Genomic DNA, 18,488 nt, shown 5'->3' with positions numbered 1-18,488 from the left:
ACCTTTCGCACATTCCCCCCTCTTGGTGTGGCCAAATGGTGTGTCAGAAAGCGCCGTTGAGGTTGTTCCAGTCCGCGTACGGGGCGGCGGCACCCGGCTGGAAGCCGGTCGTGGGCTTGCCCAGGTACGCGGTCTCGACGCCGTCGCGGGTGAGCGCGACGAGGTCGTGGTGGCCGTCCGCGCTGTAGTCGCCGACGGCGAGGAAGGAGGCCATGCCGCCCCAGCCGCCGCCGATCAGCACACGGGAGCCGACGGCGGACGACGCGCCCGGGTACAGCCACAGCTTGCCCGTGGACGCCTCGCGGGCGAGCAGGTCGGCCTTGCCGTCCTTGGTCATGTCGCCGAAGCCGACGAGGGCGTTCATGCCGTTCCAGCCGCCGGCGCCGAGCTGCTTGCGGGCGCCGAGCGCGCCGGTGGACGTACCGGGGTACAGCCACAGCTTGCCCGTGGACTTCTCCACCGCGAGGACGTCGGAGCGGTTGTCGCCGGTCAGGTCGCCGAAGGCGGTGAGCTGCGTCATGGCGTTCCAGCCGCCCGTGCCGATCAGCTTGCGGGCGCCGAGGGTGCCGGTGCCGGACCCCGGGTAGAGCCACAGCTTGCCGGTGGACGCCTCGCGGGCGATCACGTCCTCCTTGCCGTCACCCGTGAGGTCGCCGTGGCGGGTGAGGGTGTTCATGGCGTTCCAGCCGCCGCCGATCAGCTTGCCGGTGCCGTCACCGGGCAGCCACCACAGGCGGCCGGCCTTGTCGCGCACGAGGACGTCGGCGGTCCGGTCGGCGTTCAGGTCGCCGAAGCCGGCGGCGGTCGGCGCCTTCTCCGCGTACCACTCCGGGTACGCGGCGAGGCCGGTGCACTCGCGCTCGGTGGCGACGAGGCGGAGCGAGCTGACGGTGGTGCTGCCCGCGCCGCCCCACTCGGTGCCCGACGGGTTCGGGTCGATCTGCCAGACGTCGCCGTCGTAGCCGTGGTTCGGGTCGTCGTGGAGACAGGCGAACTTCGTGGTGCGGTTGGAGACCGAGCGGAACTTGTTGTCCCAGCTGCCGAGCGTGGGGGCGTCGGCGGTGGTCTTGAACATCTCGCCGGTGGCGTTGTCCGTCTTCCAGGCGCAGAAGTAGCCCGCCGGGCAGTCGGCGGGGGCCGCCTGGGCGGGGGCCGCGGCGCCCGCGAGGACGCCGAGGGTGGTGAGGGTGGTGAGGCCGAGAGCGGTGGCCGTGGTGGCCAGGCGTCGGCGCAGGGACGTGGGCATGCTTCTTCCTCCGATGTGCGGCGCGGAGCCGGGATCCTCCGCTCGACGCGCCGTGGCAGGGAAATGTACCCCGCCGGGTGGCGGGGTACATGCCGGGGGTCGGCAGCAGACGGGTGGGCGGGCCTCAGAAGACGGTGCTCAACTCGCGCCAGTCGTGGTGGAGCGCCCAGCCGGGGTGGAACGAGCCGCTGCCCCTGCCCTGATACACCACCAGGCATCCGTCAGCGGAGCACTCGTCGCTCCTGTAGCGGCTATTGGTGATCGCGACGACATCGTTGAGGCCGTCATAGCCATGGTCACCGACCGCGACGAGCGAGGCCATCACGTTCCAGCCGCCGCCGAGGAGGGTGCGGGAGCCCAGGGCGCCCGCCTTGCCCCGGTACAGCCACAGTTGCCCGGTGGAGGGCTGCCGGGCGACCAGGTCGGCCTTCCCGTCGCCGGTGACATCGCCGGTGGCGGTCAGGGCGTCCATGGAGGTCCAGCCGCCGGAGCCGATGAGCCTGCGGGCGCCGAGCTTGCCGGTGGACGTCCCCGTGCCCGGGTAGAGCCACAGCTTGCCGGTGGCCTTCTCGACGGCGAGGAGGTCGGAGCGGTTGTCGCCGGTCAGGTCGCCGAAGGCGGTGATGCGGGTCAGGGAGTTCCAGCCGCCCGTGCCGATCAGCTTGCGGGCGCCGAGGGATCCGGTGCCGGTGCCGGGGTACAGCCAGAGCTTGCCGGTGGACGCCTCCCGGGCGATCACGTCCTCCTTGCCGTCACCGGTGAGGTCGCCGTGGCGGGTGAGGGCGTTCATCGCGTCCCAGCCGCCGCCGATCAGCTTGCCGTTGCCGTCACCCGGGAGCCACCAGAGGCGGCCCACCGTGTCGCGGACGAGGAGGTCGGCCTCGTCGTCCCCGTCGAGATTGGCGAAGGAGGACCGACCACCGCCCGTCGGCTCCGCGTACCAGATCGGGTACGCGGGCCCGTAGCACTCCCGCTCCGTAGGGACGAACTTGATCGAGCTCAGCGAGCCGATGCCGGAACCGCCCCATTCGCCGGTCGACTGGTGGGGCTCCCTCGTGCTCATGCTCCAGTACGAGGTCCGGAAGCCGGGCTCGTCGTACAGACAGGCCCACTGGGTGCTGCGGTTGACGACCGACTGGATCTGACCGTCCCAGGAACCGAGCGAGGACAGGCTCTTGTTCGTCTTGAACATCGTGCCCGTGGCGTGGCCCGACTTCCAGCCGCAGAAGTAGCCCTTCGGGCAGTCCTCGGGCGCGGCCTGCGCCGGGGTGGCGGCCGGGCCGAGGGCCGTGAAGGTGGTGAGTGCGGTGAGCACGGCGAGGCCGAGCGCCGCCGGCTTGACGGTACGGGCCCTGGCGGTGCCCTGCGCCCGGGCGCCGGACTGGGCCACCGCGCGACTGCGCGGCCTGAACTGAAGTGGCATGGTGCGATTCCCCTCCGAGTGCGGCGCGGAGCCGAGCCCTGAGGGGCCTCCCTCTCGACGCGCCGTGGAGGGAAAATACAACGTGGGCGTGGCGGGGCGGAGAGCCCCCCTCCTTACGAAGGGCCTCTCCCCGGCGAAGGCCCTCCCCGACGGCGCGAAGAGGCCCCGGCCCCGAGGCACGGTAGGGACCGCCGGCCCTCCTGGTGAAGCGCCGGGGCTCTGCGCCTCCGGCTCTCCGATTCCCTTGCCCCCGGAAGATCGGAGCCGCGCCGAGGGCCGGGGTGGTCGGGGCAGTGTGCCCGGTCAGGACCCGGGGTCAGGGTGCCTGTGAGGGGCCGGGGGTCAGGGTGCCGGTCAGGGGCCCGGGGTCAGGGTGCCGGTGAGGGGCCGGGGGTCAGGGTGCCGGTCAGGGGCCCGGGGTCAGGGTGCCGGTGAGGAAGGGGTCGAGGGCATCCGCCCAGGCCCGGGGATGGGTGTAGTGGAGGAGGTGGCCGGCGTCGGGGATCTCGGCGTAGGCGCCGTGCGGGAGGACGCGGACCATCTCCTGCGCCTCGGCGCGGCCCAGTTCGCCGTCGAGGCCGCGGAGCACGAGGGTGGGGCAGCGGACCTGGGCGAGGGAGTCCCAGTGGGCGTCGTGGACCCAGGTCTCGCGGGAGGTGAGCATCTGCTCCGGGTCGAAGACGGGGTGCCAGCCGTCCGCCCGCTCGGCCATCACCTCGGCGAAGAACGCGCCCCGCGCCGGGTTCGGCGTCTCCACCCACGGGTCGTCCGCGCCGAACCAGCGGTGCACGGCGTCCAGTGTCGGGAAGGGCGCCGGCCAGCCGCGGAACCAGTCCTGCCAGGCGCGCTGCGAGGCCGCGCCGAGCGCGGAGGCCCGCATGTCGCAGATGACCAGGGCGCGGACCAGGTCCGGGCGCTCGGCGGCGAGCTGCCAGGCCGTCAGCGCGCCCATGGAGTGGCCGACGAGGGTGACGGGAGCGAGCCCGAGCCGCTCGATGACGGCCGCCGCGTCCGCCACGTACGCCTCGCGGGTGAAGGGGCCGCCGGGCGGCTTCTCGCTCGCGCCGTGGCCCCGCTGGTCGAGCGCGATCGTGCGGTGCCCGCCGGCGAGGAGGCCGGCGGCGCGGGCCCAGTGGGCCGCGTGGCCCATGAGGCCGTGGAGGAGTAAGACCGGGGCGCCGGACGGGCGGGGAGGCGCGGCGCGGTCCTCGGGGCCCGAGGGCTGCCGGGCGATGCTCACGGCGGTGCCGCGCGGCAGGGCCGGGCGCGAGGCCGTGCGGGCCTCGGGGCCGGTGGCCGTACCGCCCTCGGCCGTGAACTCCCAGGCCGCCAGCCGGATGCCGTCGGCTCCGGTGACGTCGAGTCGTCGCGCCATGATCTGGCACCCCCTCTCTTCCCGTCGAACCTCGCCAGACTATCGAACTCGCATTCGAAAATGCGCCTCTGCCGCGCAACACCCCTCGTTCGAGTGACAGGGCTCAAGGATTGGTGCGCGCGGCCGAGGGGAGATCTTCAACGGGAGGCGGACCGCTCGGGGAAAACGGTCCGAGGGGACCGACCTTGAGAGCTCGGGGCTCCAGGTCGGAACAGGGGAGGACAGGCCCCGGCGCCGCGAGGCGCCGGGGCCCTCTGTCGCTCCGGGGGTCCCGTCGGCGCCCGGCATCCCGTCGGCGGCGGCTCCGGACAGCCCGTCGGTGGCGGCGCCCCGCCTCCCGTCGGCAGCGGCGCCCGAGACGCGCGGCACTCGGCGTACGGCCCCCGTCGCTCCCATGGCCCCACCCTTCCGCGCATCACGCAACGCACGCACTTCGCTCCAGCCTGGCACGCCGAGGGCACGCGCGGGGCCATTCCGGCGTAAACGGGGCGCGCGGTGCGGCGCTCACGCCCGCGGAAGGCCACCGGGCCCACCCGGGGGCGGAGCGACCGACCCCGCTCGCGACCGCCGACCCCCGACCGCCGGGCGCGACGGGGCTGGCACGCGGCCGCCACACACGACGGGGGCAGGCACGCGGCCGCCACACGCGACGGGGCCGGGCGCGCTTTCCGCGCGCCCGGCCCCGCATGACGTCCCGCTCCGGCGCCTCAGCGCTTCGCGACGAAGACGTGCGCCGCGACCTCCGCGTCCAGCTCCGCCGCCTCGCCGCTGGAGCCCACGAGCACGCCGCCCGCCGACTCCGAGACCGACACGACCGAGCCGGGCTGCACGCCCGCGCGCCGCAGCGTGTACATGAGCTGGGCGTCCGTCTGGATCGGCTCGCCGATGCGGCGGACGACCACCGTCTTGGCCTCGCTCGCGTCCAGATCCGCCAGCGACACCATCGAGTCGTCGAGGAAGGACTCGGCCTCGGCCTTCTCGCCCAGCTCCTCCAGGCCCGGGATCGGGTTGCCGTACGGCGACTCCGTCGGGTGGCGCAGCAGCTCCAGGACGCGGCGCTCCACCGCCTCGCTCATCACGTGCTCCCAGCGGCACGCCTCGGCGTGGACCTGCTCCCACTCCAGGCCGATCACGTCGACGAGCAGGCACTCGGCGAGGCGGTGCTTGCGCATGACGCGGGTCGCGAGCTTGCGGCCCTCGTCGGTCAGCTCCAGGTGGCGGTCGCTCGCCACGGCGACCAGGCCGTCCCGCTCCATGCGGGCGACCGTCTGGCTCACCGTGGGGCCGCTCTGGTCGAGCCGCTCGGCGATCCGGGCACGCATCGGGACCACACCTTCCTCTTCGAGCTCCAGGATGGTGCGGAGATACATCTCCGTGGTGTCGATCAGTCCGGACATTCGTGCCCCTCGATGAGTCGTGCGCTGGCCCTGCACCAATTCTTGCGCATCCGGCCGACAAGCGGGCGGCCCCCGCCCCGGAGCGGGAGAACTGGGGGCACCGGGGCGGGGGAGGCAGTATTGACAGAGCAATGGTCCAGACCGCACCGTGATCGGCGACCTCGACGAGAAGGAGCCTCCTCACATGGGCGAGAGCAAGCTGGCCGGACAGTTCTTCGACGCCGCGATCGGTCTGCTTCAGGAGGTGCGCGACGGGGACTCCGCGGAGATCGCCGCCGCGGGCGCCGCTGTCGCCGAGGCCGTCGCGAACGGCAACCGGCTCTTCACCTTCGGCGCCGGGCACTCCTCGCTGCCCGCCCAGGACGTCGTCTACCGCGCGGGCGGCTTCGCCCTGATGAACCTCCTCGCCGTCCCCGGCGTGGTCGGCGTCGACGTCATGCCGGCGACCCTCGGCTCCGCCCTGGAGCGGGTCGACGGCCTGGCCGGGGCCGTCCTCGACTCCTCCCCCGCCGGCGCCGGAGACGTGCTCTTCATCATCTCCCTCTCCGGACGCAACGCCCTGCCCGTCGAGATGGCCATGAACGCCCGCGCGCTCGGCCTCACCGTCGTCGGCGTCACCTCGGTGGCGTACGCGACGGAGACGAAGTCCCGGCACGTCTCCGGGACGTACCTCAAGGACCACTGCGACATCGTCCTCGACTCGCGGATCGCCGTCGGCGACGCCGAGCTGACCCACGAGGGCATCGAGGCGCCGTTCGCCCCCGCCTCCACGGTCGTCACCAGCGCCCTGATGCAGGCCACCATGGCCGCCGCCGCGGAGGAGCTGGTCCGGCGCGGCATCGAGCCGCCGCTGCTGCGCTCCGGGAACGTCGACGGCGGGCACGAGTGGAACGGCCGCGTGATGACCGAGTACGCGGACCGGATCTTCTACCGCCACTGACGGGCGAGGGCGCGTCAGGGCAGCGGCGGTACGTCCAGTGCCGCCGCCACCCTGGCCGCGACCGTCTCCGCGTAGAGCGCGTCCTGGCGGTCGAAGGCGCCCCGGGCCGCCGTCCGCAGGAAGGTGAGGACGCCGACCGTACGGCCCCGGGACCGCAGCGCCGTGCACAGCGCGTGCGCGGTGTCCGCCGGCCAGTGCCGGTCCGCCGCCCACGCCGCCGCGTCCCGGCCCGCGTCCACCCGCACCGAACCCGCCCGGTCCCACGCCTGGAGCGCCGGATGCTCGGGGCCGTACCGCTGCGGGAAACCGCCGCCGAGGCCGTCCGCGTCGGGGGCGCCCGCCGGGGACGCCACCGCGCGGGTCAGCCGCCGGGCGCCCGCCACCCGGTCCACCAGGCCGTGGTCGGCGAACCCCGCCAGCGCGAAGTCCAGCAGCACCGCCACCGCCTCCGCCGGATCCGCGTACTCGGCCGCCGCCACGCCCGCCCGGTGCAACTGGCTCCAGCGGAACCGGGTCCGGTCCGCCTCCCGCGCCGCCAGCCGCTCCCGCGTCACGTCCTGGAACAGCCACGCCACCCCCAGCGGCACCGGCTCCTCCGTCAGCGGCGAGGCCAGCCGCACGAATCCGCTGCGCCAGCACCGGCGCCGCTCCCCGACACCGGGGGCCGCCGCCAGCGTCACCCACAGGTCCGCAGGGGCCGGCGGTCCGCCCTCCGCCAGCACGTGCTGGAGCGCGCCCTCCAGCTCCTCCACCCCCTGGGCCACGACATCGCCCAGCGGGCGGCCCAGCAGCGTCGTCCGGCCCGTGCCGATCGCCCGCGCCGCGTGCCCGTTGACGACCGCGGGGCGCAGGTCGGCGTCGATCAGGACGACGCCCCAGGGCGCGTCGTCGAAGAGCGCCTCGCTCAGCGCGATGGACCGCTCCAGGTCGATCTGCACGTGCACCTCGCTGAAGGCGCAGTACACCCCGGCGGGCCGCCCGTCGGCGCCCCGCACCCCCGCCGACTGGCTGCGCACCAGCACCCGACCGCCGTCCTTGCGGAGCAGCGCCAGCTCGTGCACCTGCCGGCCGGGCGTCCGCATCGCGCCCATCAGCCGCGCCAGCGTCTCCTCCGCGTCGGCACTGCGCGCCGCCCAGCCGTCGAACCCGCGCCGCCCGACGGCCTCCGCCGCCGGCCAGCCGAGGATCCGCTCGGCCTCGCGGTTCCAGTGCGTGACCGTCCCGCCCGCGTCCAGCGCGCAGAGCGCCGCGTCCATCCCGTCGAGCAGCGCGGCCAGCAGGTCGCCACCCGCCCCCGGCACGGAAGCGGTGTCCCGCGCGGACCCCGTGAAAGCACTCACCCGGCACTCCCCCCGGTAACCCCCCTGATGCAGGCCATTCAACTGGAACGTGACCCAGAACACATCAGGTTCGGCGAAACGGATTCGCGGGAAGCGGCCGAGAGGTCCGGGGTGGGGTCAGGTCGGGGAGACGAAGCCGGATTCGTAGGCGGCGATGACGGCCTGGGTGCGGTCGCGGGCGCCGAGTTTGGCGAGGACGGCGCTGACGTGGGACTTGACGGTCTCGGTGCCCACGACGAGGCGGGCGGCTATCTCGGCGTTGGAGAGACCGCGGGCCATGAGCCGCAGGACGTCCTCCTCACGGTCGGTCAGGCGGGCGCGGAGCAGGGCCTCGTGGGCCTCGTTCGCGGGGCGGTCACGGGCGTACGAGGCGGCCAGGTCGCGTACGGCGGCGGGGAAGAGCAGGGAGTCGCCCTCCGCGACGAGGCGGACCGCGTGGACGATCTCGGCGGGGCGGGCGCGCTTGAGGAGGAAGCCGTCGGCTCCGGCGCGGAGGGCGCCGTAGACGTACTCGTCGTTCTCGAAGGTGGTGACGACGAGGATCTTCGGCGGGGTGTCGATCGTGCGGAGGACCGCGCGGGTGGCCTCGATGCCGTCCATGAGGGGCATCCGGACGTCCATGGCCACGACGTCGGGGCGCAGGCTCCGGACCAGCGGGATGACGGCGGCGCCGTCCGCCGCCTCGCCCACGACCTCGATGTCGGACTGGGCCGCCAGGACGGCCCGCAGACCGGCCCGGACGAGGGGTTCGTCGTCGACGAGGAGGACCTTGATCACCATGCGGCCAGCCTAGCCACCGCGCCCGGCGCGGAACCGGGGCGCGGCGCGGCGGGAGGGCGGAGCCCGGACCGCCGGCGCGGCGCGGGGGCCGCGGTCCGGGCGGCAGGTACGGCGGGAGGGCGCGGCCTGGCCAGGAGGGCGCGGCCCGGACCGCCGGCACAGCGAGAGGGCGCAGCCCGGCAGGCCGGCACGGCAGGAGGGCGCGGCAGGAGGGCGCGGCAGGAGGGCACAGCCCCGGCGGTCGGCGCGTCACAGGGGGCGGGGCCCGGCGGTGCGGCGGGAGGACTGGGGGGTCGGTCAGCGCAGGGGGAGGGCTACGGTCACCTGCCAGGTGCCGTCCGCCACGCCCGCCTTCGCCTCGCCGCCCAGGAGCGCGGCCCGTTCGCGGATGCCGCGCAGGCCGCTGCCCGAGCCGGGGACGGCGGGGGGACGGCCGTCGGGCAGGGGGTTGGTGACCAGGAGGCTGAGCCGGGAGTCGTCCGCCGTCACCCGGACCTCCACCGGCACCGGGCCCGCGTGGCGCAGGGCGTTCGTCAGGGCCTCCTGGAGCATGCGGTACGCCTCCCGGGAGACCGGGCCCGGAAGCTCCTCCACAGGGCCGGTGATCTCGGCCTCGACCACCGCGCCCGAGGAGCGGGCCGAGTCCAGGAGCCGGGCCGCCTCGTCGAGACCGGGGCCAGCGCCGGCCGGGCGGCGGCCGGTCTCGCGCAGGAGCAGCAGGACGCGTTCCAGGTCCTCCAGGGCGGCCCGGCCGGTCTCCTCGATGGTGGCGAGCGCCCGATCGGTGAACTCGGGGTCCCCGGCCGCCCGCGCGGCCCCCGCCTGCACCACGGCGAGGGTGAGGGCGTGGCCGAGGGAGTCGTGCAGCTCACGGGCGATCCGGTTGCGTTCGAGGAGCCGTTCCGTGCGGTCCTCCAGGGCCGCCATCCGCTCCCGCACCGACGGGCCGAGGAGCCGGCGGGCCACCCGCGTCTCCAGCCGGCCACCGGCGACGACCAGCGCGAGCAGGGCCAGGGCGGGGAGCGGGGCCAGCGCCGCGGCCCCCGCGAGCGGGGTCACGGAGCCCAGTACCGGCTCCTCCACCGACACCCCCGACAGCACCAGCGTGACCTGGAGCAGCCAGATCGTCAGCAGCCAGGCCGCGAGCCCCGCCTCCATCCGGAAGACCAGCCACAGCGCCGTCCTGCCCCGGTCCGTCCAGGACGCCGACGGGGTCGCCGAGATGCCGGTGTCGACCTCGCCGCTAGCCGCCTCGCTCGTGCCCCGCACGCGCGCGTGCTTCCCGGGAAAGAGCATCAGGCGCGCCTGGAGGCCCTCGGCGCGGCGGGCCGACGGCAGCAGGGCGGCCGCCGCGACCAGCGGGACCGGCAGCGCCGCCGCGATCAGCCAGTCCACGACGCCCGGGTCGGAGAGGCCCGGGTAGATGAGGCCCCCGGCGAGCGGCACGATCGCGCCGATCAGCAGGTGCAGCCAGCGCGTGTACGTGACCGCGCGGACCAGGGGGCGTACGAGGGTCTCAAGGAGCGGCGGCGGTGCGGGCATTCGGCGATCCTCTCAAGGGGCCGTCCCGGGCGGCTCCCCCGCACGGGGGAGACGGTCCCCTCCGGCAGGGGATGGCCCGGGGCCGCCGGATCGCGAGGCTTGAGCCATGACCAGCATCGACGTCAAGAACCTCACCAAGGAGTACGGCGGCAGGAGCCCGGCGCGGGCCGTGGACGGGCTGACGTTCCGTGTCGAGCCGGGGCGCGTCACCGGCTTCCTGGGACCGAACGGGGCCGGGAAGTCCACCACCATGCGGCTCGTCCTCGGCCTCGACCGGCCGACCTCAGGGTCCGCGACGATCGGCGGACGCCCGTACCCGACCCTCGACGAGCCGCTGCGCACGGTCGGCGCCCTCCTCGACGCGCAGGCCGCGCACCCGTCCAGGACCGGCCGCGACCACCTCCGGTTCCTCGCCGCCAGCAACGGCCTGCCGGCCCGCCGGGTCGACGAGGTGCTGGCCGAGACGGGCCTGGAGACCGCCGCCCGCCGCCGGATCCGCGGCTACTCGCTGGGCATGCGGCAGCGGCTCGGCATCGCCGCCGCGCTCCTCGGCGACCCGGGGGTCCTGATGCTGGACGAGCCCGCCAACGGCCTGGACCCGGAGGGCATCGTCTGGATCCGCGAACTCCTCCGCCGGCTCGCCGCCGAGGGACGCACGGTCCTGGTCTCCAGCCACCTCATGAACGAGACCGCGACCTTCGCCGACCACCTGGTGGTCCTGGGCCGGGGCCGGCTCCTCGCGGACGTGCCGATGCGGGAGTTCATCGATTCCCACAGCCACGCGCGCGTGCGGGTGCGGACCGGCGATCCGGTACGTCTGCGGGCCACGCTCCTCGCGAAGGGGTGGGCGGTCGGCGACACGGCGGACGCGGACGGCCGGTGGGTGGTGGAGGGCGCCTCCGCCGAGGAGATCGGGGCGGTCACCGCCCGCGAGGGCATCCCGGTCTTCGAACTCGCCGACGAGCGCGCCTCGCTGGAGCAGGCGTACCTGGCCCTCACGGCGGAAGCCGCCGAGTTCACCGCCCGCACCCCCCAGGAGGTCTGACCGTGTCCCCCACCGCCGTGCTGCGCTCCGAGTGGATCAAGATCCGGTCGATCCGGTCGAGCTTCGGCTCGCTGCTCGCCGTCCTCGTCGCCTCCCTGGGCATCGCCCTGGCGGTCTTCCCCGCCATCGGGCAGCCGGAAGCGGCGACCGGCGACATGGACCCGCTGTTCTGGCTCTACTACCCGATGAACTTCGTGCAGATCGCCGCCATCTCCTTCGGCGCGACCGCCGCGTCCTCCGAGTACCTGAACGGCGCCCTGCGGAACTCCCTGGCGGCCGTGCCGCGCCGGGGCCTCTTCTACGCGGCGAAGGTGGCGGTCGTGGGGGCGGGCGCGCTCGCCGTCGGCGTGGTGGCCGGTTTCGTCATGTTCTTCACGGCCAACGCCTTCCTCGGGGAGTACGCCGTCGGCCTCGGCGACCCCGGCGCCCTGCGGTCCTGCTTCGGTGCCGGGCTCTACCTGGCGCTGATCACGCTGTTCTCGCTGGGGCTGACCTTCCTGCTGCGCAGCGCGGTGGCGGTGCTGAGCCTGCTGATCCCGTTCATCCTGATCGTGTCCTTCGTCATCGGCGGGGTGTCCGAGGGCGCCGCGACCTGGCTCCCCGACCGCGCCGGCCAGCAGATCCTCTTCCAGGACCCGCTCGGGCCCCTCGGCGCCTGGACCGGGCTCGGCGTGACCGCCCTGTGGACCGCGGCGGCGCTCCTCGCGGGCTGGTGGGCGGTGCGCCGGCGGGACGCCTGAGGCCGGGCGGAAAGGGCTCCGAATAATCGCTTGTGGCGCTCCCCGGGGCTTCGTAGGGTGTGGTCACACGCGAAAGGAGGTGATCCGAAAAAATGGTTTCTTTTCGGACTCGTGAGGTGACTGCGGGCTAAGGCCTGCCGTCGCACGATGTGCACCTCGGCAGGCCAGCTGCCGAAACCCAAGCAGTCACCCGACCCGTGGGCCGCCGGTAAGTCCGGCCGGCTCCCGTCCGAACCTAGGCGGACGGGACCAAAGGCCCACGGGTCGTCTGCGTTCCCGGGGCCGTACAGGTCCCTGGAGCCGTGCGGACCACCCGGGGCCCTCCCGGGGCCTTGGGCCGCCGGACGCGGCCACAGCCACAGCCACAGCCACAGCCACAGCCGGGGCGTCTACGGCGCCAGTCGCTCCACGTGCCAGCCCTCGCCCTCGCGGACGTACCGCAGCCGGTCGTGGAGGCGGTTCTCGTGGCCCTGCCAGAACTCGACCGTGTCCGGGACGACCCGGAAGCCGCCCCACTCGGGCGGGACCGGGACCCGCTCGGTGTCCGGGTAGCGGGCGGCAAGCTCCTCGTAGCGGTCCAGCAGCTCCTGCCGCGAGGCGATCACCGACGACTGCTCGCTCGCCCAGGCACCCAGCTGGGAACCGTGCGGGCGGGTGCGGAAGTAGGCGGCGGTCTCGTCGCGGCCGGTGCGCACGGCACGGCCGGTGACGATGACCTGGCGGGCCAGCGGATGCCAGGGGAAGAGCAGCGCGACGTGCGGGTTCGCGGTCAGCTCGGCGCCCTTGCGGGAGCCGTAGTTGGTGAAGAAGACGAAGCCGGCGGTGTCGTAGTGCTTCAGCAGGACCGTACGGGACGAGGGCCGCCCGTCGGGGGTCGCGGTCGAGACGATCATCGCGTTCGGCTCGTGGATCGCCGGACTGGCGGCGGTCTCCTTGAACCAGGCCCCGAACTGCTGGATCGGATCGGGGGCGAGATCGGCCGCGGCCAGTTCCTTGGTGCGGTACTGCTCGCGCATGTCGGCGGGGTCCAGGGCGTCGGTCACGGGGCCATCCTGCCGCAGCACCCCAGTGTGCCCGCCACGGCGTGGCACCAACCCTTCGTCGCCGGATCGGCGGAGTGTGCCGGATGTCACGCTTCCCCGCATCATCGGAACCGTACAGACTCGACGGCTGGATGACTGTTGAGTCCCACCAGCGACCGCCGTTAGGTTGATCGATCATCGATAGAGGGAGCCGCCTGATGTCCGACTTCGTACCGGGCCTCGAAGGAGTCGTCGCGTTCGAGACCGAGATCGCCGAACCCGACAAGGAAGGCGGCGCCCTGCGCTACCGCGGGGTCGACATCGAGGACCTCGTCGGACACGTCTCCTTCGGCAACGTGTGGGGTCTGCTCGTCGACGGCGCCTTCAACCCCGGTCTGCCGGCCGCCGAACCCTTCCCGATCCCGGTGCACTCCGGCGACATCCGCGTCGACGTGCAGTCCGCGCTGGCCATGCTGGCGCCGGTCTGGGGTCTCAAGCCGCTCCTCGACATCTCCGCCGAGCAGGCCCGCGACGACCTCGCCCGCGCCGCCGTCATGGCCCTCTCCTACGTGGCCCAGTCGGCACGCGGCCAGGGCCTGCCGATGGTGCCGCAGAGCGAGATCGACAAGGCCGAGTCGGTCGTCGAGCGCTTCATGATCCGCTGGCGCGGCGAGCCGGACCCGAAGCACGTCAAGGCCGTCGACGCCTACTGGACCTCCGCCGCCGAGCACGGCATGAACGCCTCCACGTTCACCGCCCGCGTCATCGCCTCCACCGGCGCCGACGTGGCCGCCTCCCTCTCCGGCGCGGTCGGCGCCATGTCCGGCCCGCTGCACGGCGGCGCGCCCTCCCGCGTCCTCGGCATGATCGAGGAGATCGAGCGGACCGGCGACGCCGTCGCGTACGTGAAGCAGGCTCTCGACAAGGGCGAGCGCCTGATGGGCTTCGGCCACCGCGTCTACCGCGCCGAGGACCCGCGCGCCCGCGTGCTGCGCCGGACGGCGAAGGAGCTGGACGCCCCGCGCTACGAGGTGGCCGCCGCGCTGGAGAAGGCCGCCCTGGAGGAGCTGCACAGCCGCCGTCCTGACCGGGTCCTGGCGACGAACGTCGAGTTCTGGGCGGCGATCGTGCTGGACTTCGCCGAGGTCCCGGCGCACATGTTCACGTCGATGTTCACCTGTGCCCGTACGGCCGGCTGGTCGGCGCACATCCTGGAGCAGAAGCGCACCGGCCGCCTCGTGCGCCCCTCGGCCCGCTACACGGGCCCCGGCCAGCGGGACCCGCGCGAGATCGAGGGCTTCGCCGACATCGTCGGCTGACGACTGTCGGCTGATGCCTGGCGGCTGACGGCTGTCGGCTGTCGGCTGATGCCTGGCGGCTCACGGCCGGCGCCCTCCGGCTGAGGGCTGCCGGCTGCGGCTGCCGGCTGCGGCTGTCGGTCGGTGCCCTCCGGCTGTCGGCCGTCGCCCGTCGGCTAGGCCGGGAGGTCCTGTCGGAGGAGGAGGTCCGCGTGGTGGCGCGCCGCGACCAGCGGGTGCGCGCGGACCTTCCCCTTCAGCTCGTTGCGGCCGTACTCGGCGAAGAGCGGGTTCGCCGGGTCGGTCGTCACGCCCGGCGCCCGCTCCGCGTACGGGAAGTCCAGCGGGGCGATCCGGGCGTCGAGCCGCGGGTTGTAGAAGAACGGGACGGAGTAGCGCTCCGTCGCCCCGGGCGGGGAGACCACCCGGTGGTTGGTGGCGATCAGATAGCCGTTCGTCGCGACTTCGAGGAGTTCGCCGAGGTTGACGACGAAGGCGCCGGGCAGCGGCGGCACGTCGTGGAACCTGCCGTCCTCCCGCTGCACCTGGAGCCCGCCGACCTGGTCCTGGAGCAGCAGGGTCAGGAAGCCGTAGTCCTTGTGGGCACCGACGCCCTGGTCGTCGCCGTCGCCGCTGCTGCCCGGATAGCGCACCAGCTTGAGGTGCGGATGGGCGCGGGGCCCGAAGATGTCGGCGTAGAAGTCCTCGCGGGCGCCGATCGAGGCGAGCAGTTCGCGCAGCAGCTTCTCGGCGACGCCGCTGAGCCGGTCGATCCAGTGGAGCGCCGCCGTACGCAGCTCGGGCAGGGCCTCCGGCCACTGGTTGGGGCCCTCCAGCCACCAGTACGGGGGCTCCCAGGGCGCGGGGGCGCGGGCGGGCCGCTCGGCGCCGATGTCCAGCTGGTCGCGCCAGTCGCGGGAGCCGCCGGTGCGCTCGTCGCCGACCCGGGTGTAGCCGCGGAAGTGCGGTGAGTTGAGGTTGTCGACCGCGCGCCGGTCCGCCTCCGGGAGGGCGAAGAAGGCGTGCATGGCGTCGGTGAGCGCCCGTACCTCCGCCTCGGTCACACCGTGCCCGACCAGCTGGAAGAAGCCGACGTCGTGCGCGGCGGAGTGCAGCTGGGCGTGCAGCAGCCGGCGGGCGCCGGGCCCGCGGCCGGCGGCCGAGAGGTCGACGATCGGGAGCTGCGAGGCGTACGAGAGGGCGGGGGTGGAGGCGGTGGAACGGGTGGGTGCGCTGAGGCTCATGGGTGCGTCCGCGGGTGTACGGGTCCCGGGGCGGCCGCCGGGGTGGGGCGGGGGCCGCGGGTGCCGGTCGACAGGGGTCGGTGAAGGGACCCTCGCGGGGCGGAGAGGTGGGCGCCCCTGGGGTCAGACGTCGCGGCGACAGCTCATGCTCGTGACGCGGACGAAGTCCACGTGACGGCGGCGAACGAGCGGAGGCATGCGACCAGCGTACTGCGCGCACGACGGATCGCCTGTGGCCCGCGTCACAGGGGGTCGCGGCGCGGGCGGGCGGGCGCCCGGTGTCTCCCGGCGGTCCGACGCGGGGGTGCGGGTACGTCTCCCGCCCGGTCCGGCACGGGGGTGCGGCCGGGGCCGGGGCGGAGACCGGCGCGGGGGCTCGGGGGCCGGGCGGGTGCGTTGGGGCCGGGTCCGGGCCGGTGGGTCGGCTCAGGGGAGACCGGTGGGCCGAGGTGCCGGTGGGTCCGCTCAGGGGAGGCCGGCGGGTCCGGTCGGGGGGCGGTGGGGGTGTGTCGGGTGGGGTGGGGTGGGGCAGAGTGGGGGTGTGTTGATCACCGTCGCGGATGTCGAGGCCGCATCAGAGCGTCTTGCCGGGCACGTGCTGCGGACGCCGACGCTCCCCAGCCCCGGGCTGAGCGAGCTGCTCGGCGCCGACGTCACCGTCAAGCTGGAACTGCTCCAGCGCACCGGCTCGTTCAAGGCGCGCGGGGCCGCCGCCAAGCTGCTCGCGCTCGGGCCCGCCGAGCGGGCCGCCGGGGTCGCCGCGGTCAGCGGCGGCAACCACGGCATCGGGCTCGCCGTCATGGCGGGCGCGCTCGGGGTCCGCGCCACCGTCGTCATGCCCCGCTCCGCGCCCGCCCGGGCGGTCGCCCGGGCCGAGGCGGCCGGCGCCGAGGTGCTGCTCGCCGACACCATGAAGGGCGCCTTCGCGCTCATGGAGGAGCTGTGCGACGAGGGCCTCACCCTCGTCCACCCCTTCGACGACCCGCTGGTCGTCGCCGCGCAGGGCACCGTCGGCCTGGAACTCGCCGAGGACGCGGGGGAGCTCACCGACGTCCTGGTCAGCATCGGCGGCGGCGGCCTGATCTCCGGCGTCGCCACCGCCCTGCGCGCCCGCCGCCCCGGCGTCCGGATCTGGGGCGTGGAGACCGACGGCGCGCACGCCATGACGGCCGCGCTCGCCGCGGGCGGCCCGGTGCAGGTCGAACTCTCCTCCGTGGTGAGCACGCTGAGCGCGCCGACGGTCTCCTCGCTCACCCACGCGCACGTCGCCGCGCTGGTCGAGGAGGTCGTCACGGTCACCGACGCGGAGGCCGTCCGCGGCACGCTCGACCTGGCCGAGCACGCCAAGGTCTGGGCCGAACCCGCCGCGGGCTGTCTCCTCCCGGCCGCCCGGAGGGTCCTCGACCGCGTCGGCCCCGACGCCCGCCTCGGCCTGGTCGTCTGCGGCGGCAACGCCACCACCACCGACGTCACCGCCTGGGCGGAACGCTTCGGAGTCCCGTCCTAGGACGTCGGTGACGGGCCAGGTCAGGTCAGGTCAGGTCAGGTCAGGTCAGGGGGAGGCCAGCGCCTCGTCGATGAGGCGGGACCACTGGGCGACCACGCGGTCGCGGCGGGTGGTGTCGTCGGTGAGGAGAGTGGCCAGGCCCAGGCCCCGGGCCATGTCCAGGAGGCCCTGGACGGTCTCCCGGACGCCGGGGCGGGACTCGTCGGCGCCCAGCAGCTCGACGGCGATCCGGTGCGACTCGCGGCCCACCCGGGCCTCAAGCTCGGTCACCCGGGCGCGGAGCTGCTCCTCGTTCGACGCGGCCACCCACAGCTGGAGGGCGGCCCGGAAGAGCGGGCCGGTGAAGAGGCCGACGAGCGCGGCGACGGTCTGCGCCCGGTCGTCGGTGGGCAGCGACCGCAGTGCCTGCGAGCGCTCCTCCGCGACGTACTCGACCGCCGCCGTGAACAGGTCCTCGCGGGTCGGGAAGTGGTGCTGGGCGGCGCCCCGGGAGACCCCCGCCCGTTCGGCGACCGCGGCCACCGTGGAGCCCGCCCAGCCGTACTCGGCCAGGCAGGCCACGGCGGCCTCCAGGAGCCGCTGCCGAGTGGCCCGGCTCCGGTCCTGCTTGGGGCTGCGGTCGGCGGCCGGGGCACGGTCGGAAACCCCGTTACGGTCGGCGGCCGGGGCACGGTCGGAAGCCCCGCTACGGTCGGCGGCCGGGCTCCGGTCGACGTCCGGACTCCGGCCGGAGGCCCCGCGCCGGTCGACGGCCGGATCGCGGTCGGGGGCCGGACTCGGGTCGGCGGCCGGACTCGGCTCGGACGCCCCGGCGCCGTCGGAGTCCGGCTGTCCGTCCTGCTGCCGGTGCGCGGTCACAGCCGCCATTCGGGGTCCCGTCGTTCGAGGAAGGCCGTCATGCCCTCGCGCGCCTCGGCGGAGGCGAAGAGCGTGGCCGATCTCTGCACGAGCTCCTCCGCGTCGCGCTCGAAGGTCTCCAGGACTCTAGCGGTGAGCAGCCGCTTCGCCTCGCGCAGGCCCTGCGGCGAGCCCGCCCGCAGGCCGTCGAGGATCGCGTCGAGCTCGTCCTCGCCGGCCGTGACGAGGCCCATCGTCCGGGCCTCGGGGACGCCGAAGCGCTCGCCGGTGAGGTAGTGGCGGGCGGCCGCGCGCGGCTCCAGCCTCGGCAGCAGGGTCAGCGAGATCACCGCGGGCGCCACCCCGATCCGTACCTCCGTCAGGGCGAAGTCCGCCCCCTCCCCGGCCACCACGACGTCGCAGGCGCCCAGCAGGCCGAGGCCGCCCGCGCGGGCCCGGCCGCCGGCCCGTACGAGCCCGACGACCGGCTTCGGCAGCTCGACGATCTGCCGGAGCAGGTCGACGAAGGCGTACGGGCTCGGCGGCGCCTTCAGGTCCGCGCCCGCGCTGAAGGTGGAGCCGGTGTGCGTGAGCACCACCGCCCGTACCGACGGGTCCTTCCCGGCCGCCGCCAGCGCCTCGCCGAGTTCGGTGACGAGCGCCGCCGAGAGGGCGTTGCGGGTGTCCGGTGCGTCGAGGGCGAGGGTGGTGATCCCCCGTTCCTCGGTGACGGCGACCAGGGTCATGTGCGG

Annotated in this window: 16 protein-coding genes; 5 read left to right on the top strand and 11 right to left on the bottom strand. The window is 74.6% G+C overall.

Annotated features, from left to right (window positions below):
- Positions 1–43 precede the first annotated feature (43 nt).
- The 4 genes from ACF1BN_RS18330 to ACF1BN_RS18315 form a co-directional block, all read right to left on the bottom strand.
- A complete protein-coding gene (locus tag ACF1BN_RS18330; protein WP_392332632.1) occupies positions 44–1,246 on the bottom strand; it encodes an FG-GAP-like repeat-containing protein in 1,203 nt (400 codons plus the stop codon).
- A gap of 124 nt (positions 1,247–1,370) precedes the next feature.
- Positions 1,371–2,669: an FG-GAP-like repeat-containing protein gene (locus tag ACF1BN_RS18325; protein ID WP_392332631.1), complete on the bottom strand. Its 1,299-nt coding sequence runs from the start codon at positions 2,667–2,669 to the stop codon at positions 1,371–1,373.
- A gap of 406 nt (positions 2,670–3,075) precedes the next feature.
- A complete protein-coding gene (locus ACF1BN_RS18320) occupies positions 3,076–4,044 on the bottom strand; it encodes an alpha/beta fold hydrolase (RefSeq protein WP_392332630.1) in 969 nt (322 codons plus the stop codon).
- A 707-nt stretch (positions 4,045–4,751) separates the two neighbouring features.
- Positions 4,752–5,441, bottom strand: a complete 690-nt coding sequence (locus ACF1BN_RS18315; protein ID WP_392332629.1) for an iron dependent repressor, metal binding and dimerization domain protein — start codon at positions 5,439–5,441, stop codon at positions 4,752–4,754.
- A 184-nt stretch (positions 5,442–5,625) separates the two neighbouring features.
- Between ACF1BN_RS18315 and ACF1BN_RS18310 the strand changes: the two genes are divergently transcribed.
- On the top strand, positions 5,626–6,381 hold the full coding sequence (locus ACF1BN_RS18310) for an SIS domain-containing protein (protein WP_360314967.1): 756 nt from the start codon (positions 5,626–5,628) through the stop codon (positions 6,379–6,381).
- A 14-nt stretch (positions 6,382–6,395) separates the two neighbouring features.
- Here the strand turns inward: ACF1BN_RS18310 and ACF1BN_RS18305 are convergent, their stop codons facing one another.
- The 3 genes from ACF1BN_RS18305 to ACF1BN_RS18295 all read right to left on the bottom strand — a co-directional run bounded on the left by ACF1BN_RS18305 (position 6,396) and on the right by ACF1BN_RS18295 (position 10,043).
- The gene (locus ACF1BN_RS18305) at positions 6,396–7,721 is read right to left on the bottom strand and encodes a PAS domain-containing protein (RefSeq protein ID WP_392332628.1); all 1,326 of its coding nucleotides are present in this window, start codon (positions 7,719–7,721) and stop codon (positions 6,396–6,398) included.
- Positions 7,722–7,838: 117 nt separating this feature from the next.
- Positions 7,839–8,501, bottom strand: coding sequence for a response regulator (locus tag ACF1BN_RS18300; RefSeq protein WP_392332627.1), 663 nt, complete (start codon positions 8,499–8,501; stop codon positions 7,839–7,841).
- Between the two features lie 297 nt (positions 8,502–8,798).
- Positions 8,799–10,043, bottom strand: coding sequence for a sensor histidine kinase (locus ACF1BN_RS18295; RefSeq protein ID WP_392332626.1), 1,245 nt, complete (start codon positions 10,041–10,043; stop codon positions 8,799–8,801).
- A 106-nt stretch (positions 10,044–10,149) separates the two neighbouring features.
- Between ACF1BN_RS18295 and ACF1BN_RS18290 the strand changes: the two genes are divergently transcribed.
- Complete coding sequence (locus tag ACF1BN_RS18290; protein WP_392332625.1) at positions 10,150–11,088, top strand: ABC transporter ATP-binding protein; 939 nt, start codon at positions 10,150–10,152, stop codon at positions 11,086–11,088.
- Complete coding sequence (locus tag ACF1BN_RS18285; protein WP_392332909.1) at positions 11,085–11,828, top strand: ABC transporter permease; 744 nt, start codon at positions 11,085–11,087, stop codon at positions 11,826–11,828. The genes ACF1BN_RS18290 and ACF1BN_RS18285 overlap by 4 nt, the downstream gene beginning before the upstream one ends.
- A 389-nt stretch (positions 11,829–12,217) precedes the next feature.
- Here the strand turns inward: ACF1BN_RS18285 and pdxH are convergent, their stop codons facing one another.
- Entirely contained in the window at positions 12,218–12,844 is a 627-nt protein-coding gene (pdxH, locus tag ACF1BN_RS18280) for a pyridoxamine 5'-phosphate oxidase (RefSeq protein ID WP_392332908.1), read from the bottom strand.
- A gap of 224 nt (positions 12,845–13,068) precedes the next feature.
- On the opposite strand from pdxH, the gene ACF1BN_RS18275 reads away from it, so the two are divergent.
- Positions 13,069–14,169, top strand: a complete 1,101-nt coding sequence (locus ACF1BN_RS18275) for a citrate synthase 2 (protein ID WP_392332624.1) — start codon at positions 13,069–13,071, stop codon at positions 14,167–14,169.
- 155 nt (positions 14,170–14,324) lie between these two features.
- Here the strand turns inward: ACF1BN_RS18275 and ACF1BN_RS18270 are convergent, their stop codons facing one another.
- Entirely contained in the window at positions 14,325–15,392 is a 1,068-nt protein-coding gene (locus tag ACF1BN_RS18270; RefSeq protein ID WP_392332623.1) for an isopenicillin N synthase family dioxygenase, read from the bottom strand.
- A gap of 544 nt (positions 15,393–15,936) precedes the next feature.
- Between ACF1BN_RS18270 and ACF1BN_RS18265 the strand changes: the two genes are divergently transcribed.
- Positions 15,937–16,899, top strand: coding sequence for a threonine/serine dehydratase (locus ACF1BN_RS18265; protein WP_392332907.1), 963 nt, complete (start codon positions 15,937–15,939; stop codon positions 16,897–16,899).
- 45 nt (positions 16,900–16,944) lie between these two features.
- On the opposite strand, the gene ACF1BN_RS18260 is transcribed toward ACF1BN_RS18265, so the two are convergent.
- Positions 16,945–17,472 (bottom strand): TetR/AcrR family transcriptional regulator, encoded by a 528-nt coding sequence (locus ACF1BN_RS18260; RefSeq protein ID WP_392332906.1) that lies wholly within the window; start codon positions 17,470–17,472, stop codon positions 16,945–16,947.
- A 281-nt stretch (positions 17,473–17,753) separates the two neighbouring features.
- Positions 17,754–18,482: an enoyl-CoA hydratase family protein gene (locus tag ACF1BN_RS18255; protein ID WP_392332622.1), complete on the bottom strand. Its 729-nt coding sequence runs from the start codon at positions 18,480–18,482 to the stop codon at positions 17,754–17,756.
- Positions 18,483–18,488: the final 6 nt, after the last annotated feature.

It is taken from the genome of Streptomyces sp. NPDC014861, assembly GCF_043081625.1.
Lineage (GTDB): Bacteria > Actinomycetota > Actinomycetes > Streptomycetales > Streptomycetaceae > Streptomyces.
Note: the sequence above shows the minus strand (reverse complement) of the source record. Positions and strands in the feature narration are given on the sequence as shown.

What these genes read in the sequence shown, in the direction of transcription:
- ACF1BN_RS18330 (WP_392332632.1), bottom strand. Translation starts at nt 1,246, where the DNA reads ATGCCCACGTCCCTGCGCCGACGCCTGGCCACCACGGCCACCGCTCTC.
- ACF1BN_RS18325 (WP_392332631.1), bottom strand. Translation starts at nt 2,669, where the DNA reads ATGCCACTTCAGTTCAGGCCGCGCAGTCGCGCGGTGGCCCAGTCCGGC.
- ACF1BN_RS18320 (WP_392332630.1), bottom strand. Translation starts at nt 4,044, where the DNA reads ATGGCGCGACGACTCGACGTCACCGGAGCCGACGGCATCCGGCTGGCG.
- ACF1BN_RS18315 (WP_392332629.1), bottom strand. Translation starts at nt 5,441, where the DNA reads ATGTCCGGACTGATCGACACCACGGAGATGTATCTCCGCACCATCCTG.
- ACF1BN_RS18310 (WP_360314967.1), top strand. Translation starts at nt 5,626, where the DNA reads ATGGGCGAGAGCAAGCTGGCCGGACAGTTCTTCGACGCCGCGATCGGT.
- ACF1BN_RS18300 (WP_392332627.1), bottom strand. Translation starts at nt 8,501, where the DNA reads ATGGTGATCAAGGTCCTCCTCGTCGACGACGAACCCCTCGTCCGGGCC.
- ACF1BN_RS18295 (WP_392332626.1), bottom strand. Translation starts at nt 10,043, where the DNA reads ATGCCCGCACCGCCGCCGCTCCTTGAGACCCTCGTACGCCCCCTGGTC.
- ACF1BN_RS18290 (WP_392332625.1), top strand. Translation starts at nt 10,150, where the DNA reads ATGACCAGCATCGACGTCAAGAACCTCACCAAGGAGTACGGCGGCAGG.
- pdxH (WP_392332908.1), bottom strand. Translation starts at nt 12,844, where the DNA reads ATGCGCGAGCAGTACCGCACCAAGGAACTGGCCGCGGCCGATCTCGCC.
- ACF1BN_RS18275 (WP_392332624.1), top strand. Translation starts at nt 13,069, where the DNA reads ATGTCCGACTTCGTACCGGGCCTCGAAGGAGTCGTCGCGTTCGAGACC.
- ACF1BN_RS18270 (WP_392332623.1), bottom strand. Translation starts at nt 15,392, where the DNA reads ATGAGCCTCAGCGCACCCACCCGTTCCACCGCCTCCACCCCCGCCCTC.
- ACF1BN_RS18255 (WP_392332622.1), bottom strand. Translation starts at nt 18,482, where the DNA reads ATGACCCTGGTCGCCGTCACCGAGGAACGGGGGATCACCACCCTCGCC.